General features: G+C 65.9%; 18 protein-coding genes. 5 read left to right on the top strand and 13 right to left on the bottom strand.

What is annotated here, in order from left to right; translation table 11 throughout:
* Window positions 1-77: 77 nt before the first annotated feature.
* Entirely contained in the window at window positions 78-359 is a 282-nt protein-coding gene (locus NGM15_RS12495; RefSeq protein WP_253431451.1) for a WNWW family protein, read from the bottom strand.
* 313 nt (window positions 360-672) lie between these two features.
* On the opposite strand from NGM15_RS12495, the gene NGM15_RS12490 reads away from it, so the two are divergent.
* Entirely contained in the window at window positions 673-1674 is a 1002-nt protein-coding gene (locus tag NGM15_RS12490; protein WP_253431448.1) for a lipid II:glycine glycyltransferase FemX, read from the top strand.
* A gap of 101 nt (window positions 1675-1775) precedes the next feature.
* Here NGM15_RS12490 and NGM15_RS12485 read toward each other — a convergent pair whose 3' ends face one another.
* Window positions 1776-5354, bottom strand: a complete 3579-nt coding sequence (locus NGM15_RS12485; protein ID WP_253431445.1) for a DNA polymerase II large subunit — start codon at window positions 5352-5354, stop codon at window positions 1776-1778.
* Between the two features lies 1 nt (window position 5355).
* Window positions 5356-5775 (bottom strand): PPC domain-containing DNA-binding protein, encoded by a 420-nt coding sequence (locus NGM15_RS12480; protein ID WP_253431442.1) that lies wholly within the window; start codon window positions 5773-5775, stop codon window positions 5356-5358.
* Between the two features lie 174 nt (window positions 5776-5949).
* Between NGM15_RS12480 and yciH the strand changes: the two genes are divergently transcribed.
* The gene (gene yciH, locus NGM15_RS12475; RefSeq protein ID WP_253431440.1) at window positions 5950-6243 is read left to right on the top strand and encodes a stress response translation initiation inhibitor YciH; all 294 of its coding nucleotides are present in this window, start codon (window positions 5950-5952) and stop codon (window positions 6241-6243) included.
* Between the two features lie 487 nt (window positions 6244-6730).
* Here the strand turns inward: yciH and NGM15_RS12470 are convergent, their stop codons facing one another.
* Genes NGM15_RS12470 through NGM15_RS12460 form a run of 3 tightly spaced genes read right to left on the bottom strand, consistent with a single transcriptional unit; the run spans window position 6731 to window position 8210 of the window.
* Window positions 6731-7153, bottom strand: a complete 423-nt coding sequence (locus tag NGM15_RS12470; RefSeq protein ID WP_253431437.1) for a rhodanese-like domain-containing protein — start codon at window positions 7151-7153, stop codon at window positions 6731-6733.
* A 48-nt stretch (window positions 7154-7201) separates the two neighbouring features.
* On the bottom strand, window positions 7202-7789 hold the full coding sequence (locus NGM15_RS12465) for an NUDIX hydrolase (RefSeq protein WP_253438067.1): 588 nt from the start codon (window positions 7787-7789) through the stop codon (window positions 7202-7204).
* Entirely contained in the window at window positions 7779-8210 is a 432-nt protein-coding gene (locus NGM15_RS12460; RefSeq protein WP_253431434.1) for a hypothetical protein, read from the bottom strand. Before NGM15_RS12460 ends, NGM15_RS12465 begins: the two co-directional genes overlap by 11 nt.
* Window positions 8211-8430: 220 nt before the next feature.
* On the opposite strand from NGM15_RS12460, the gene NGM15_RS18815 reads away from it, so the two are divergent.
* Complete coding sequence (locus tag NGM15_RS18815) at window positions 8431-8763, top strand: hypothetical protein (protein WP_311136448.1); 333 nt, start codon at window positions 8431-8433, stop codon at window positions 8761-8763.
* 271 nt (window positions 8764-9034) lie between these two features.
* Here the strand turns inward: NGM15_RS18815 and NGM15_RS12450 are convergent, their stop codons facing one another.
* Genes NGM15_RS12450 through NGM15_RS12430 form a run of 5 tightly spaced genes read right to left on the bottom strand, consistent with a single transcriptional unit; the run spans window position 9035 to window position 12465 of the window.
* Complete coding sequence (locus NGM15_RS12450) at window positions 9035-9445, bottom strand: DUF5809 family protein (RefSeq protein ID WP_253431431.1); 411 nt, start codon at window positions 9443-9445, stop codon at window positions 9035-9037.
* Window positions 9446-9470: 25 nt separating this feature from the next.
* Window positions 9471-9965, bottom strand: a complete 495-nt coding sequence (locus NGM15_RS12445; protein ID WP_253431428.1) for a DUF5810 domain-containing protein — start codon at window positions 9963-9965, stop codon at window positions 9471-9473.
* A 37-nt stretch (window positions 9966-10002) separates the two neighbouring features.
* Window positions 10003-10599: a class I SAM-dependent methyltransferase gene (locus NGM15_RS12440; protein WP_253431425.1), complete on the bottom strand. Its 597-nt coding sequence runs from the start codon at window positions 10597-10599 to the stop codon at window positions 10003-10005.
* 26 nt (window positions 10600-10625) lie between these two features.
* A complete protein-coding gene (gene rnhB / locus NGM15_RS12435; protein ID WP_253431423.1) occupies window positions 10626-11303 on the bottom strand; it encodes a ribonuclease HII in 678 nt (225 codons plus the stop codon).
* 25 nt (window positions 11304-11328) lie between these two features.
* Window positions 11329-12465 carry an ATPase domain-containing protein gene (locus NGM15_RS12430; RefSeq protein ID WP_253431421.1) on the bottom strand — a complete coding sequence of 379 codons (1137 nt, stop codon included), beginning with the start codon at window positions 12463-12465 and terminating at the stop codon, window positions 11329-11331.
* Window positions 12466-12575: 110 nt separating this feature from the next.
* Between NGM15_RS12430 and NGM15_RS12425 the strand changes: the two genes are divergently transcribed.
* Both NGM15_RS12425 and NGM15_RS12420 read left to right on the top strand, forming a co-directional pair.
* A complete protein-coding gene (locus NGM15_RS12425) occupies window positions 12576-13040 on the top strand; it encodes a hypothetical protein (RefSeq protein WP_253431418.1) in 465 nt (154 codons plus the stop codon).
* Window positions 13041-13218: 178 nt separating this feature from the next.
* Window positions 13219-14565 carry a tryptophanase gene (locus NGM15_RS12420; RefSeq protein WP_253431415.1) on the top strand — a complete coding sequence of 449 codons (1347 nt, stop codon included), beginning with the start codon at window positions 13219-13221 and terminating at the stop codon, window positions 14563-14565.
* A gap of 290 nt (window positions 14566-14855) precedes the next feature.
* On the opposite strand, the gene NGM15_RS12415 is transcribed toward NGM15_RS12420, so the two are convergent.
* Window positions 14856-15221, bottom strand: a complete 366-nt coding sequence (locus tag NGM15_RS12415; protein WP_253431412.1) for a hypothetical protein — start codon at window positions 15219-15221, stop codon at window positions 14856-14858.
* A gap of 133 nt (window positions 15222-15354) precedes the next feature.
* Window positions 15355-15813, bottom strand: coding sequence for a GNAT family N-acetyltransferase (locus NGM15_RS12410; RefSeq protein ID WP_253431409.1), 459 nt, complete (start codon window positions 15811-15813; stop codon window positions 15355-15357).
* Window positions 15814-15947: the final 134 nt, after the last annotated feature.

Here is a 15947-nt window from a genome sequence, read left to right as displayed (position 1 = left end):
TTTCGACCGACGACCGTCGAATGAAAGCTATACTATCTATAGTATACGCCGTTGGTCGTTCCCGACCGCCGAGGGCCTCACCCGTCGCGATAGCGCTGAACCCCAAACTGGCTGTAGCCCCCGTAGGCGACCTCGAGCGACCCGATCCACCAGTTCCACCGGTCCGCGGGCGTGCCGTGGGGCGCATCGGCGAGTTCCTCGAGCACCGCCTCGGTGGTCAACTCGGCGCCCACGTCGGCTTCGTACTGTCCGGAGTCTGCGAGGTCGACGGCCTGGCGGACGACGACGCGGGACTCGCCCACCGTCCCGCCGAAGCGGTTCCGGAGGCGAACCTCGAGCGGACCTGGCTCGACGGTCACGGTCGTGAGCACGCGAAACTGGATTGGCGCACTGTACGCTTTCTCCGGTGCAGGTGACGACGGGTAGCGATTCCGGCAGTGTCTGTGGGCGTCATGTGTACCAACCCTGTATTCTTCGCGAGCGATTGAAAAACTGGTCACTGGTTCGTCTCCGTTCGCGCCGCTGGTGGTCACGATTCCGGTCGTTCCATGTCGCCGAGGGTAACAACGACGACTGCGACACGCTTCAGCGAAATGCGTGAAAGAACTTTACACGGGGTTCTCGTCCGTAGGAGTGCTGCGTGCCGTCCAATACGCCGATCTGGTGAGGAAAATGACCATCGACGTATCCCTCGTAGACGACCTGGACGAGTGGAATAGCCTGGTCGAACAGTCGCCCCATCGGACGCCCTTCCACCGCTACGAGGCCCTGGAGGTCATGGAAGACTACGCCGGAACGCTGTATCCGTACGTCGGGTACAAAGGCAACCAGCCGGTCGGCATATTTCCGGTATTCTCCAAATCGAAAGGCCCCGTTCAAACGGCCTATTCCCCGCCGACCGGTTTGCGAATCAACTACCTCGGGCCAGTCCTGCTCAACCAGGAGTCGCTGAAAGAACGGAAGGCGTTGCGGCGTCACAACCGCTTCGTCGCGGCCGTCGACGAGGCGATTCGAGAAACGATCGGCCCAGCGTACATCCACGTTCAGACCGGAACGGACTACGGCGATCCGCGGCCGTTCTTCTGGAACGAGTACGCCGCCCGCAAGCCGTACTTCACGTACGCCGTCGATCTCACGCCGTCGGAAGAGGATTTGCTGATGACGTTCAGCAGCGACCTTCGGCAACACATTCGAAATACGCCGGACGACAGCTACGAAATAACGGAAACGAACGGCGCAGAGATACCCGCTATCATCGACGGGCTACGGAAACGTCACGACGAGTACGCCGCACCGCCGGCGTTCTTTGCGGACCTGTACGGCGTACTTCCCGACGGGATCATGCGCGTGTACCGGTTCGATGCCGACGGCGAACTCGTCGGCGGTCAGATAACCATCGAAGACGATAGAACGCTGGTCACGTGGCAGGGGGTTAGCAATCGCGACCACAGCGTCCCGGTGATGGACCTCATGCTCTGGCACGTCATCTGTCAGGCGCGCGACCGCGGCCTCGAGCGCCTCGACCACGGCGGAGCGAACCTCTACGGTCTCTCCGAGTACAAGGCGAAGTTCGCCCCGGAGATCCGGATGTACCACCGACTGACCTGGTCGAGTCCGCTGGCTACCGTGTACAGCGGGTTCAAAACGAATATCGTCGACAACCTACGGAGTTAACCGGTCCGCCTCCAAGCGCCACGTCAGGGGCGTGCGACGCGAGACAGAAGCGCAGTTGATCCGACGAACATCCGAACGGAGTCGCTCACCACCAGCCGCGGTCACATGAAGTCCGCAATGCCGCTTTGCTTGTTCTTGTCGTTCTCGAAGACGCTCTCGAGGGATCGCTCGAGCACTTCCAGCCGTTGTTTGGTATAGTCCCGACAGCCGTACTCCTCGGCGACGTCGATGGCTGTCTGCATGTACTTGTTGACCGACCCCTTGTGGACGGTCAGGTTGACGCGGCCGCCACACTCCCGGCAGACCTCGGTCAGGGGCATCCGTCGGAACTTCTCCCCGCAGTCGAGACACCGCGTCTCCTGGCGCGAGAACGCCCGCAGATTGCCGATGAGGTCGGGCAGGAAGTGGTACTCGATGACCCGCTCGGCGACGTCCGTCTCGTCGACGGCCTCGAGTTTGCGTGCCAGCTCGAGCTGGGCGTCCATCTTGTCCATCATCGACCCGAGCGTCTTGTAGGCCGACAGATCCGGCCCCATCGCGATGTCGGTTGTGTCGTGGGTGTGCCCGAAGCCGGTGTACTCGCGGTCGGTTCCCAGCGTATCTTCGGCGATTTCGACGATGCCCTCGACGTCGCCGGGGTCGGCCTGCTCGAGGGTGGCCTCGTAGAACTCGCGAGGATAGCGGGAGACGACGTCCATGTTGTGAGCCTCGTCGTCGATCTCGGAGGGGTCGATCCTCGAGGACATGACGAGGGGGGCGTCCATGCGGCCGCCCCGTTTGTCTGGCAAGAAGCTGATACTGAAGTTCAGCAACCCGTCCATGAGAAGCATCACACAATCTTCATCCCCGTCACAGTTGCGTCTTTTTGCTGCATGGAAAAACGGGTGCGCATAGCCGACGGCGGCGCTCGTGAAACCGATCACTCTCCCGACAGTAGCTGCGGAGGTGTGCGGTGCCATACCAAATACTAGCTTGCCGACGAGTTCCTGGCGATCGTCGATCTCGTAGAACGGCTCGAGCCCGTAGTACTGCTCGAGCAGGTCGTCGATGAAGTCCGCAGTCTGCATCATGTGCTCGGCCGCGCCGTCCGAGAGGACGACGTCCTGGACCTTGAGTTCGACCAGCTGGTCCTCGTGGGTCAGCGGTTCGCCGTGAATATCCTCCTCGTAGCCAAGCGCCTCGAGCTGGCCGACCGTCACGTCGAGTTCGCTAGCCCGGACGGCCGTCACGGGGAGGTCGGTCATGTCGTAGCGGACGGTGCCGTCCTTGAACGTCGAGACGTCGTGTTTCGCCCGAAGGATGCCCTTCTCCATCGGCTCCGGCACCTTGGTCGTCGAGGTGAGCCCCTTCACGCCCTTGAGGATCTCGAAGGCGTTCTCGCGCTCGCCGACGGCCTCGAGGGCGTCCCGGTAGACCTCGTGGACGTCGATCTCGGTGTGCTCGACGCAGGTGGCCTCGATCTCACAGCGGTCGCACTCGACGCGGCCCGCCTCGTCCGGGTCGACCCGGGACTCACAGGAGGGGCACTCGTAGTCCGGAACCGTCCGCTCGTTGCACTCCGGACAGCGGTTCTTGAACGTCTCCTCGCCGCAGGCCTCACAGCGTTTGCGCCCGATCTCGAGTTCGACGACGCCGGGCGTGTCGCTCATCGTCTCGGCGTACTTGCCGGCGTCGGCGACGTTGCGCTGGGCGCCGCCGGCCTCGCCGATGGGAAAGAGGGTGTGGACGGGTGGGCTGAGGTCCCGGCGCTCGGACTTCTCGGGTCGGCCCATCCGCGTGCCGATACGGGTCGGCGCGAGCTCGCGAACCGTGACGGGCGCGACCTCGTTGACCGCCTCGATGGCGTTGTCGCCGTCCTCGTCTACCCCCCAGGTGCGTGCCCGTTCGCTCAGGTCCTCCAGGGACCAGGTACGCTCGAGGTCCGTCGTCAACCCCAGACTGCGAACGAAGGGCTCCCAGTCGTCGAGCTCGATCCCGTCGGGGCGCTGGCGGTGCTCGATGACGATGGTCTCGAGCGCCTCGCGAGTGTCGTCGGTGTGCTCCAGGACGAGTGTCTCGCCACCTACGCCCCCCTCTTCGAACGTCCCCTCGCTGACGGCTTCGGCGAGTCCGTCGAACGCCGCGACCGAGAGGTCGTGCCACTGGTAGGTGTATTTCGGGTGCAGCGGCGCGTCGTACTCGAGGGCCCACTCGAGGACCTGCTCGGCGGGCGGGTCCTCGAGGTCGATTCGGGGGTCGTCCTCGAGCGCCTGGACGTCTGCACCGGCGGCTTCGAGGTCCTGGACCCACCACTCGACAGCGTAGGCGGCGGGCGCGAGTGCGTGATTGTTCTCGACGAACTCGCCGTAGTTGACCAGGTACTCGCCGGCGTCCAGGATCTTCTCGATCCCGTTGCGCACCTCGAGGGCCTCCTCGACGTCGTCGATCTGTCGGACGTCGCCGTTGGCCAGGCGGACGGTCGGGCCCTCGATGCTGTCGACGGGAATCACTCCGGCGGCCTTGCCGGGGCGCTCGGTCTTGATCTGGGTGCCCGTCGCGAGGAAGTCGTCCAGGATGTGCATCGAGGCGGGGTGGACGCCCGCGGTCGCGAAGCCGTGGTTGCGCGCGCGGCCGTAGCGCAGGCGGAAGCCACCCTCGGCGCAGGGGTGTGAGAAGACGGGGCGACCGGCGATCAGGTCCCGGAGAAACTTCGTGGCGGGTTCGACTCGCGGGGGTCCCGCAGGCCGGTCGTCCTCGTCGGGTTCGGAACTCGAGTCGTCGGCGTTTGCCCCCTCGTCTCCCTCGCCGTCTTCGTCGTCTCCATCCCCGCCCTCGTCGTCACCCGCTGACGCCTCGTCGTCGTAGTAGCTCCCGTCGATCAGGTCCTGGAGCCACGGCCAGTCGATTTCGTCGAGCTGGGACGTATAGCGCTGGATCTTGGGGGCTTTCAGCGCGATCCCTTCGGCCATCACCAGACACATCCCGCCGCGGGCGGAGTTGGTGTCGACGCGCTCGAGATCCCGAAAGCCCGAGACCTCCTCGTCACCTGTCGCCTCCCCGTCGAGCATGATCGGGAGGTGTCTGGCGATGAACTTCGTCTCCTCGTCCTTCGGCGAGTACTGCAACCCGGTCTCCTTGTCGTAGAGGCCGACCTCCTCGGCGTAGCGTTCGATCTCCTCCTGGCGAGCCTCGTAGGTCTCGAGGCCGACCAGTGCGCGGGTGTAGTCCGCGACCAGCACTGAGAGGGCCTGGGCGGTTCCGCCCGCGGAACGAATCGGACCTGCGTAGTAGACGTTGACGAACTCGGTGCCATCGTCGTTGGTGAGGATCTCGACCCTGTCGATGCCCTCGATGGGCGCGGCGACGACCCCCTCGGTCAGGAGCGCGACTGCGGTCCGGACTGCGCCCTCGACCTTCCCGGCTTTCGTTTCGTAGTCCCCGACGGAGCCGTCGGCGAAGTCCTCCGCGAGCGCGAGAGCGGCCTCCTCGCGGGACATCTGCCCCTCGAGTTCGCGCACGCGCTCGGCGACGCCGTCTATTCCGAGAATGTTCTCGACGCGGTCGGCCATGTCCTTCGCGACCGGAATCTCGACTTCCGGCTTCGGGTCGTCGCCTCGCTGCTTGGCGGTTTCGGCGACGTTCATGGCCTCTTCGAGCTGGGATTCGAGCGTCTCGAAGTAGCGCTCGTCCTCGGCCCGCATGTTAGAGCCAGAGGTCGAGATCGGTGGTCTCGTCGTGCTCGCGCTCGAGGGGTTCCTCGAAGGTGCGCATGTACACTTCGCCCGCGAAGACGGTCGCGGCGTTCAGGTGGCCCGCGAGGGCCGTGCCGTCGGGCCGCGAGAGGACGGCGTGGGTGTGGGCGAATCGCTCCCCCTCCAGCCAGGAGACGTTCCCCACGCAGCTGGCCACCTCGAGCGGTTCGTCGAAGCTCACGGGTTCGTACTCGAGGGTGTCCTGGTTGTAGAACCAGATTTCGGCATCCTGGACGGCGCCGAGGGCGGTGAACCAGGCGGCCTCGGCGTCGACCTCGGCCGCGAGCGATTCGATCTCGGCCCGCCAGTCGGCGCCGTGTTCGAGGCTGGCGACGTACTCTCCCGTCGGTTCGACTGCACGATAGTTCATGCCACCATCCTGGACGCGCAGACAGGAAAATCCCATCGGTTGTCAGGCGGCTTTGGTCGGCGGTGGGTCGAGCGTTCGACCGCTGGAGGCGAAAGACGGTTGCGGTCCCGAGAGTCGGAAGTCGGTTGCGGTCCCGATAGTGTTTAATATGCTCATTCCGTACGGGCGAACGTAATGTCGGAAGTCTGCTCGACGTGCGGGCTGCCCCAGGAACTCTGCGTCTGCGAGGACGTGGCCAAGGGCCAGCAGCAACTCACCATCCGCATTGACGAGCGCAGATACGGTAAAGAGGTAACGGTCATCGAAGGATTCGACCCCAAGGACGTCGATCTCGACAGTCTGTCGTCGGATCTGAAATCGAAGTTCGCCTGTGGCGGGACCGTCGAGGACAGCCACATCGAACTCCAGGGTAACCACCGCGGCCGCATCGAGGACTTCCTCCGCGATCGCGGGTTCAACGTCGCCTGACCGTCGATGCGCTGACCGGACTTCCGATCCACGGCGGATCGTGAACCGAACGAAACTAGCACCTGCGGTGCGGTTTTTCGTTTCGCCGGCGGCTCGAGCGGGAGCGCTGCTCTCGTTTTCACGTGACACTTTCGAGTCACGCCTCGAGTCGCGTCGCTCGCTACCTCTGTCGGTTTCTGACCCACAACTCGAGGACTCGAATACGCCGACAGCAAAACCGGCCACGTGGGGGGTGTGGCCGGGTGCTGATGCGGCTCTCAGCCCGCTGAAATCCTGACGGTCTGTCCCATTGTGGTGCGATGCGGAAGCAGACCATTCGTGTGTGCATCATTCACAGGGAAGATCGTTCGGCCGTCATAGTCAGGGTCGTTACTACGGGAGGGGTGTCGTCCGACGCTCGCTTCGCCAGAGGTGTGTCTCTCAGACCGATTCGGTCGGCTGATGCAGTGATCGTCGTCACGACCACCTTGGCGACCCCGACCGAGAATCAGAACGGCGCACTCGAGTCGGCGTTTCCTCGAGTATCGTGTTCGCCTTCGTTTCGCTCACTTCGTCCGTCTCGCTCGCTTTGCTCGTCGCCCTCGCCGTCGTCGGCCGACAGCTCGTAGGCCTCGGCCCAGGCTTCGAGTCCCCCGGCCATGCTCTCGACGCGGGCATCCGCGCTCCCCTCGTAGGAGCCGATGAGCCGTGCCGCCTGGACGCTCGCCTGCCCGTGCGGGCAGACGGTGACGATCCGGTCGGTGTCGTCGAAGTCCTCGATTTTCGCCGTTAGCTCGTGAAACGGGACGTTCTCGCTGCCGGGAATGTGGCCGCGTTCGAAGCTTGCCTGGTCGCGAATGTCAACGATCCGTACGTCGGCGTCGGACTCGAGCAGTGCCGAGACGTCGTCGGTGGAGATTTCGCCGTCCATTGTGTTGGTCGGAATTGGGTCTCGAGCGGGTTAAACGATACTCCTGGATCAGAACAACCCGTCCTCGCGCGCCAGCAACAGCGCGCTCAGCGTCGAGTCGTTCGCCGGCTCCTCGCGCGCTCGAGCCAGCGCCTCTTCCTTCGGGATCGTCCGTACCTCGAGGAACTCGTTGCCGTCCAGGTCGCGCTCGCCAGGTTCGAGTCCCTCCGCGTAGACCACGCCGCGGTCGTGGCGAAGGACGCCAGTCGCGACGCGATACTCCTGCAAGAGGGCGAGACTCGAGGGACGAAAACCGGTCTCCTCCTCGAGTTCGCGCGCGGCCGCGGCGGTGTAGGACTCGCCCGCTTCGACGATTCCGGCGGGTAACTCGAGGTGTGTCTCCTGAATCGCGGGGCGATACTGCTCGACGAACAGGATCGAGTCGTCGGTCGTGGCGACGATCACGACCGCGGGGGGAAGGTCGGCCCAGTAGTAGCGCTTCTCGGAGCCGTCGGGCTGTTCGACCAGATCGTAGCCGCCGTCGTACCAGCCGGTTTCGTACTCGGTCCGGGACTCGAGCACGGGCCACGCCGGCGCATCCTCGGTGACGCTCGGGTCGGCGTCGCCTTCCCCGTCTTCCGCGTCGTCAGGATCCATCGACATCGCTAGCCGGTGTGATCTCGAGGCGGTAGTAGGTACCGTTTCGTTCGAGATAGACCACGTCAGCCTCGGGGTCGGTCGCTGCGCGGTTCCACGTCTCGAACTCGGAGAACTCGTCGAACGGCGTGTGCGTGAACGCCGACTCGAAGCCGAATCGCCCCTCCTCGTAGGCCGCCGAGCGACCGTCCTCGAGCGCGCCCGTCGTGTACGGGAAGCGATTCTCCGAGAGGTTCTCGGCGGCGATCGTACTCGTGACGTTCGCCTCTGGTGGCTCGCCGTCCTGGAGGTCGACCTCGCTCGCGACCACGTAGTAGACGTCCCCGCCGCCGATCAGTCCGGGGACGGCGCCGAGAGAGACCAGAAGGACGAGCGGCACGAGCACGAAGGCCGAGACGAGGAGGAGGGTCCGTCGACGCATTAGTCGACTATCGGAACCGACGGAGGATACGCGTTTCGTCGTTGCTTCATCGTCGCCTCGCTGGCGTTCCGCCGGCGCTTCGCGGCGCTCCGTCGTCTCGAGAACGCTCCCGCGCAAGTGATAGCGAACGCAGGCCGTGAAACGCGCCAGCACGCTTATATAAACACCCTCGAAGTCACCGCATGGTTGCTATCCCGTTGTGGCCCCTCTAAGGGCCTACATGGACGACCAGGTTGCGGGAGACGACGTCGCCGAATCGGCGTCAGACAAAGTCGCAGGTGAAGACGAAGATGACGTCGGCCGCGAGCACGAGCGCGAACGCGTTCAGAAAGTCGCGGCGATCTGTACGTCCTGCGGGGCGGCGTACGCGGCGGAGCGGTGGTCCGAGGGGAAAATCCGCCCGATAGGGCGACGAGAGGGCTGCCGGTGCGGCGGGACGTCGTTCGAAGTGGTCGACGGTTCGAGTTCGGATTTGGATTCGCGTTCGCGTCTGGATTCGGACTCACGTTCGGATTCGGATTCGAGTTCGAGTTCAATTCCGAACTCGTCCTGATCGCCGTGAGTTCAATTCCGAACTCGTCCTGATCGCCGTGAGTTCAATTCCGAACTCGTCCTGATCGCTGACGCCTGTGCACGCCGGCTTCCACACCGTTACGCGAAGCAATCGCTTTCCTTTCGTGCAGCAAAGTCCGTCCTTTCGTGCAGCAAAGTCCGTCCTTTCGTGCAGCAACCCCCTCGAGGTTCTCTCGAACGTTCGCAGTTCCGCTCCGGGCGACGCGCTCCGGCACTCGGTCGCCGACGGGCCGTTGGCGCTTGGAAGGACACTATAACTGGTCGCGGTACAGTCGTCCGAACGCCTGGCGCCGAAGCGTCGCGATGGCGGCTTCCTCCTTCTCGTGGAAGGTCGCGGCAACGGCCTCGCCGGTCGGGGCGGCGTGCCAGACCACGTGGTCGACGTGCTCGCTTCCTGCTTCGATCACCTCTCCGTCGTACTCCTCGCGCCAGTCCTCGTACTCCTCGCGGGTGCCGACGCGAACCTCGAGCAAGCTCGCGAACAGGGCATCCCGAGCCGTCTCCACCACGTCGCTCGAGACACGGTCGGCGTACTCCTCGCGGCCGAAGTCCATGGCCTTGGCGACCTCGCGGACGACGGTCTGGGCGGCGGGGCCGACCGATTCGTACTGCTCGCTCGCGTCCTGGAGGGTGTCGGGGGCGAAGGTACCGACGGTGTGCATGTCGAGACGGTTGGCGGGAGGACAGTTACGCGTTTTCGTTTCCGGTCTCGTTTCCGGTTTCGTCTCCAGGCCCGTCTTCGGCGCGCGATTTTACCCGGCTCTCGGGTGCACCCTCGCCCTCCATTCGAGCCGTCAACGCCTTCGCCTCTTCGAGGACGTCCTCGGTTTCGGCGGTCACGTCTCCGCGTCCAGGTTTCTGCGCCTGTCGGGCGATGGCGTCCTCGAGTCTGGGGTCACTCGGGCCCCCTGGGTCCTTCTGGTTCCTCGCGTTAGCCTTCCGCCCCGACTGCACCCTCGGCCCCTCGGGAGCGTCTTCCGAGACCGGCAACTCCACCTCGAGCGCGTGCGGGGTGGCGGCGCTGGCGAGTTCGCCCCGCGTTCTCGAGCCCCAGTCCGGGACGTGCTCCTCGAGCCACTCGAGGTGAGCCGTGCGACCGAGCGACGCGGTGACGGCGAGGTGGTCGGCGAGTTGGCGGCCGTCGGTGACGCCCGCCTCACAGATCGGACAGACGTATCCCATGGGTAGCGCTACGACACGAGTCCCAAAAAGTCAATTGCTATCCGGCGGGCGTGCGGGCCAGTGCGGAGACCCACCCGTCCAGCTCGGTCACCGTCACCCGTTCGAACCCGGCCGCCTCGAGCAGGTCCCGGACCGCTCCCGGCTGGTAGGGCTCGAAGTGGCGGTTGCTCCCGTCGCGGGCGGCCAGGTCGGGTCGCTTCACGGAGAGGTACAGGACGCCGTCGGCGTCGAGCACGCGCCGAAACTCGCGGAGCGTCGCGGGCGCGTCCGCTCGGGGGACGTGGAGAAACGATGCGCACACCCAGAGGCCGTCGACCGCGTCGGTCGCGACCGGGAGCGCCCGCATGTCGCCCCGGAGGAACGACGCCGACGGGACGTCCTCCGTTGCCGCCTGAAGGAACGCCTCGGTCGGATCCAGGCCGACGGCGTCGTAGCCGCGGGCCTCGAGAGTCGCCGAGTCCACGCCAGGCCCGCAGCCGACGTCCAGGACGCGCTGCCCGCCGGTGGTCTCGAGCGCCTCGAGGAACGCCTCGCCGTACCGGGCGAGCACCGACTCGGTGCGGTACTTCTCGACGTAGGCGTCGGCGTCCGATTCGTAGGCCTGCAGGGTTCGAGCGACGTCGTCTTCGCTCATACCGGCGTATTTCGGGCGGGGGTACGTCAAAATTGCTCGAGTCCGGTCTGTTCGGCGTCGGCGAGCACGTCGGCGCAGGTCGACCACGACGCGCGGGCGAACGCCGGCAACGCTCCACATCTCACGACGTACTCCTCGAGAAACGCCCGCGTGGTCGGGTCGGAGGGGTAGCCGCTCCCGATTTCACCGTACTCGTCGGCGATGGCGGCGACGTGGGCGTCACGTTCGACCTTGGCGACGATGCTCGCGGCGCCCACGAGCGGGTCGTCGTCGTCGGCGCCGTGGGTCGCCTCGACCGTGGTCTCGAGGGCGCAGGCGTCGGCGACCCGGCGGGCGAAGCGGTCGGCGTCGGTGTCGCAGGCGTCGCAGTGGGCGACCGGCGGTTCCGACGCTCCCCTGTGCTTGAGGTCGGAAGCGAGCTCCTCGGCGGCCGCCTCGAGCGCGCTCGCGTGGGCCTCGACGGCCAGGCCATTCATGTCGGTATCGGGGGCGTCGATCCGCTCGGTGGTAATTTCGGCGACGCCGACCTGAATTCGGTCGTCCGCGCGGATGGTCTCGGCCAGGGTCTCTCGCCGCTCCGGTGAGAGACGCTTGGAGTCGGCGACGCCGTCGGGGAGGGCGTCTCGAGTCGGGGCCCAGACCGCGGCGGCGAACATGGACCCGAAGACGGGGCCTTTGCCGGCTTCGTCGACACCGAAGGGCATGGACGGAGGATTTCGGCTGGAGCAGTTAGCTGTTCCGTTCCTCGCCGTGGGGTTCGTCGATGTGTTCGCCTCCATCGACGTCGTCTCGCGGATCGTTCGTCCCGCTCGTCTCGTTGTTCGTCCCGCTCGTTCCGCTATCGTCGTCCGCCCCCTCCCCACCCTCGCCGTCGCCGTCCTGCCTTCCACCACCATCGCGGTCGCCCTCGAGTTCCTCGACCGGATCGAAGGTCACCATGCCGAGCCCGCTCGTGTACTCGTAGGTGTGCCACTCGCTGATCGCGAGGACACCCCGGAGCTTGCGCACCCGAAGCCGACGAAAGAGCGTGTCTTCGACGATCGAGTTGTCGAGCGCGAGGTCGATCACGCCGTCGACGGCGTACGCGAGGTTCCGGGGGAAGACCTCCTCGCCGCCCGCCACCGTTCCCCCGGCGATCAGCGGCACGAACCGGCCTTTGCAGACCTCGGCGCGGGCGTCCCGGACGAAGTCGTAGGCCTGGACTGGCTGGACGAGCGAGGCGAACTCCGCGATGGAGTCGACGACGACCAGCCCCGTCTCGATCATCTCGAGGTCCTCGAGGCCGTTGTCCAGGACGTTCAGCACCTCGTGGGCATCGCTCGGATCGCGGACGGTGGCCGTCTGTGGCTCGACGACGCGCCGCAGGTGGGTATTCCACTCGGTCATCCGTTCGTGGAGGCGCTCGGGGTCGTCCATCCTGGAGGTAAAGCAGTCGAGGACCCGAAGTCGGCCGGACTCGAGGTAAGGGAGGACGTTCCAGTCCATCGCGAGGAAGTTCTCGACGACCGAGGTGGGCGGTTCGGTGAACGCCACCACGATTGCCGGTTCGCCGCGCTCGAGCGCGCGCCAGACCAGTTCGGCCTGGATGGCCTCCTCACGGGTTCCGGAGTTGCCCACCAGGAGGACGAACGAGTTGCGCGGGAGTCCCTGCGGGAGGCTCGCCTCGAGGGCGGCGACGCCCGTCTGGAGCGTCCGGTGTCCGTTATCGTGCCGAAACCCGTCTTCGTTCTCCTGGAAGGCGTCGCGGCAGGCGCGCGAGCAGAAGACCCGATTCGCTCCCTCGCCCTCATCTGTAAGCGGGTCGAGCGGGCAGGAGTGTCCACAGAACGCACAGCGAGTCTCGTCTGTCGCCGACGCGTCGTTCATGGGGTGCGTTTTGCCTCCCTGGCACAAGAAAGTGCGCGCGTCGACGGCGTTGGGGCGACGGGCTCGTGGCTCGTCGGATTTATATTCGTGCGTGGCATTGACAAACAGTAATGAACGTACGGGATGCCCTCGAGGCCGACGCCGACGCGATTGCCGCCATCGCCGACGCTCCGACCGACGTGGCCCGGAACCTCGTCCACGACCGGACGGTGCGCGTGGCCGAGGACGGTACCCACGACCCGAACGCCGACGTCCCACCTGCGGACGACGCGAGTGACGCGGACGCCTCGCAGTACGGCAAGTCCGATCCCGAAGACCTCCTCGGGTTCGTCAGTTTCGACGCCCAGGGCGACACCGTCCACGTCACCCAGATCGACGGCACGGAGGCCGCCTGCGAGCGCCTGCTGGCCGAACCCGTTCGCTTCGCCGAGTGCGAAGGGATGGCCGTCGAGGTACTCGTTCCGGACGGCCACGGAGCGGTCGAGGAGGCCGCCGAGGAACTCGGCTTCGGCGACACCGGGTCGGGCCCCCGGTTCGACGGCGCGCGGACGGTCCGGTACCGTCTCGAGCCCTGATCGCTGGTCCCTACTCCGGGCTCGACTGGTCGTCGTTTCGAGCGTGCCGACCAGGTCACCTCCGGCGACTCCAGGACGTGCCTCGAAGCCCCGATTCGTCTCCCGGTGTACGTTCGGGGCGACTGATCCCCAGAAACCCGCAGATGGATTGAACTGTCGCCACGCCCCAGAACTGGATATGGTACACTACAAGTCGACGATGGTCGAACCGATCGACCTCCCGTCGCGCGGCGAGCGCGAGCGCGCACTCGAGGAGGCGGGCTACAACGTCTTCAATCTCGACGCCGAGGACGTCTTCATCGACCTGCTGACCGACAGCGGGACGGGAACGATGAGCGAGGACCAGTGGGCAGCCCTGCTTCGTGGCGACGAATCCTACGCCGGATCGAAGAGCTTCCGACGACTCGAGGCGGCTGTCGAGGAGGTCATGGGCTTTCCCCACGTCGTCCCCGCCCACCAGGGGCGCGGGGCCGAGAACGTCCTCTACGGCACCCTGCTCGAGGAGGGTGACGTCGCCCTGAACAACACGCACTTCGACACGACGCGGGCCCACGTCGCCAACCAGGGTGCCGACCCGGTCGACTGCCCGGTCGAGGTAGCGACCGACCCCGGGGCCCCGGGCGACTTCAAGGGCGACTTCTCGATCGAGCGCGGCCGCGAGGTCGTCGAGAAGGTCGGGGCCGACCGCGTCCCCGTGGTGATCCAGACGATCACGAACAACTCGGCGGCGGGGCAGCCGGTGAGCGTCGAGAACACCCGTCGGGTCGCCAAATTCGCCGACGAGATCGACGCCACGTTCGTCATCGACGCCTGTCGCTTCGCCGAGAACGCCTACTTCATCACCGAGCGCGAGGCTGTCCACGCCGAGGCGTCGGTCGCCGACGTCGCTCGCGAGCAGTTGGGCTACGCCGACGCGCTGGTGATGAGCGGCAAGAAAGACGGCCTCTCGAACGTCGGCGGGTTCGTCGCCACCCGGGAGGAGGCGCTGGCCGACCGCTGCAAACAGCGGGCGATCCTCTACGAGGGCTTCCCGACCTACGGCGGCATGGCTGGGCGGGACATGGAGGCCCTGGCGGTCGGCCTCCGCGAGGCCATCGAGGAGGCCTACGTCGCCGACCGCATCGAAGGCATTCGGACGCTCGCAACCTTGCTCGAGGATCGCGGCGTCCCCGTCTACACTCCCACCGGGGGCCACGCGGTCTACCTCGACGCCGCGGCCGTCTTCTCACATCTCGAGTCAAGTGATTTCCCCGGACAGGTGCTGGTCTGTGAACTCTACCGCGAGGGCGGCGTTCGCGGTGTCGAACTCGGAAGCTTCGCGTTCCCCGGCACCGACCGCCCGGAACTCGTCCGACTGGCGGTCCCCCGCCGGACCTACCACCACGAGCACTTCGAACACGTCGCCGACACCGCGGCGGCCGTCCTGGAGCGCGCCGACGAGACGACGGGCCTCGAGATCAAGCGCGAACCCGAGGTGCCCGAACTCCGTCACTTCACGGCCGAACTCGAGCCGATATCCGGGTAGCCCCCGCTCGCAGACGTCCTGAAGCATCTCGAAATCGCCATCGACAGGGTTCTCGAGGGGCCCGAGTCGAACGCTCTTTCCACTCAGGACAACTGCTATCGTGATGCCCCGGGGCCTCTTCCAAAAACGCGTCCGTCGACTCGACGGTGCGAGCCTCGCCCCTCACGACGGCGAGGTCGATGGGGGCACCTCAAAGCTCGTCGAAGTCTGAAAAACGATGGTACGCTTTCGGTCCTTGCTCGAGGCGATTCTACGCTTTTACGAGCTTACGAGCCTACGAGTCTACGAGCCTACGAGCGGACGAAGCCCGTCGCTCGATCCCGCAGCGAGGGTTCGGGCTCCGGTTCCGACTCCCGGCCGAGTCGTTTCTTGGCCATCGACGCGAAGTCGTCGCCGCTCCCCTCGCCCTCGAGCGCCTGGAGGAGCACGTCGGGAACGGATTCGCGCAGTTCCTGTTGTTTCTGCTCTCTGAGGCTGCCGTACTTGTGCAGTGCGATCCCGACGCCGAGGAACAGGGCGGCGTCGAGCAGTTCGCGTTTGAAGCGCCGCTTGTCGTTGCGGACTGCCAGCGCTTTCAGCAGCGAGATGGCGCCGATTCCGAGGTAGAGCATCGAGCTCCGTTTCGGATTGCCGGTGAGGAGTTGTCTGGGGTTCATACCGGGGCCACCTACCACGTTCGCCGGTATAAATCTGCGTCCGGCATCTCCAACGGCGAGCACCCGGATCGAGACGCCTTCGGCTGCCGAGAGTGGATTCGACGACGGCACTCGGAGCGTCCGTTTCCGCTCTTCACGACCGACCACGTTCGTCGTCCTGGCGCTCCGTCCCCGATTCGAGTCGTTGCACTCCACGATACCGCCCCTCCGCGATCGATTCGACATCGAAGCCGAGCGACTCGTAAAACGGCCGCACGTCCGCGTCGAAGTTCGCCGTCAGCGCGCCCGCTCGCTCGAGCGCCGTCTCGAGCAGGTCGGTCCCGATGCCGCGGCCGCGGTGGCGCCGGTGGACGGCAATTGCGGCGACGTGTACCCCCTTCGTTTCGCCTCGAACCGGCGTCTCGAGGACGACCGCGCCGAGGACTCGTCGCGTCTCGCCTGCGGCCGTCGGCCGCGGTTCCGTCGCGACCAGGACGTCACCGTCGTCGATCCGGGACTCGACGTCACCGACCTCGAGCAACGCGCCGTCGACGAGTCGACGGACGGCCAGGGCGTCGTCCGGCGTCGCCCGTCGGACACGGCGATCGGTCACGGACGGCCCTCCGACTCGCTGCCCGTTTGGACGGTGACTGGTCGCTCGTACACGGCGCGGGCTACGCCCCCGGGAACGAAAACAGCCCGGCTTTCGTCGATGGACCGCCAGGATGCCAGAACGTATATCGACTG

Source organism: Natronosalvus halobius, from assembly GCF_024138145.1.
GTDB lineage: Archaea > Halobacteriota > Halobacteria > Halobacteriales > Natrialbaceae > Natronosalvus > Natronosalvus halobius.
The sequence above is the reverse complement of the archived record's forward strand: the minus strand, read 5'-3'. Positions and strand labels throughout refer to the sequence as shown.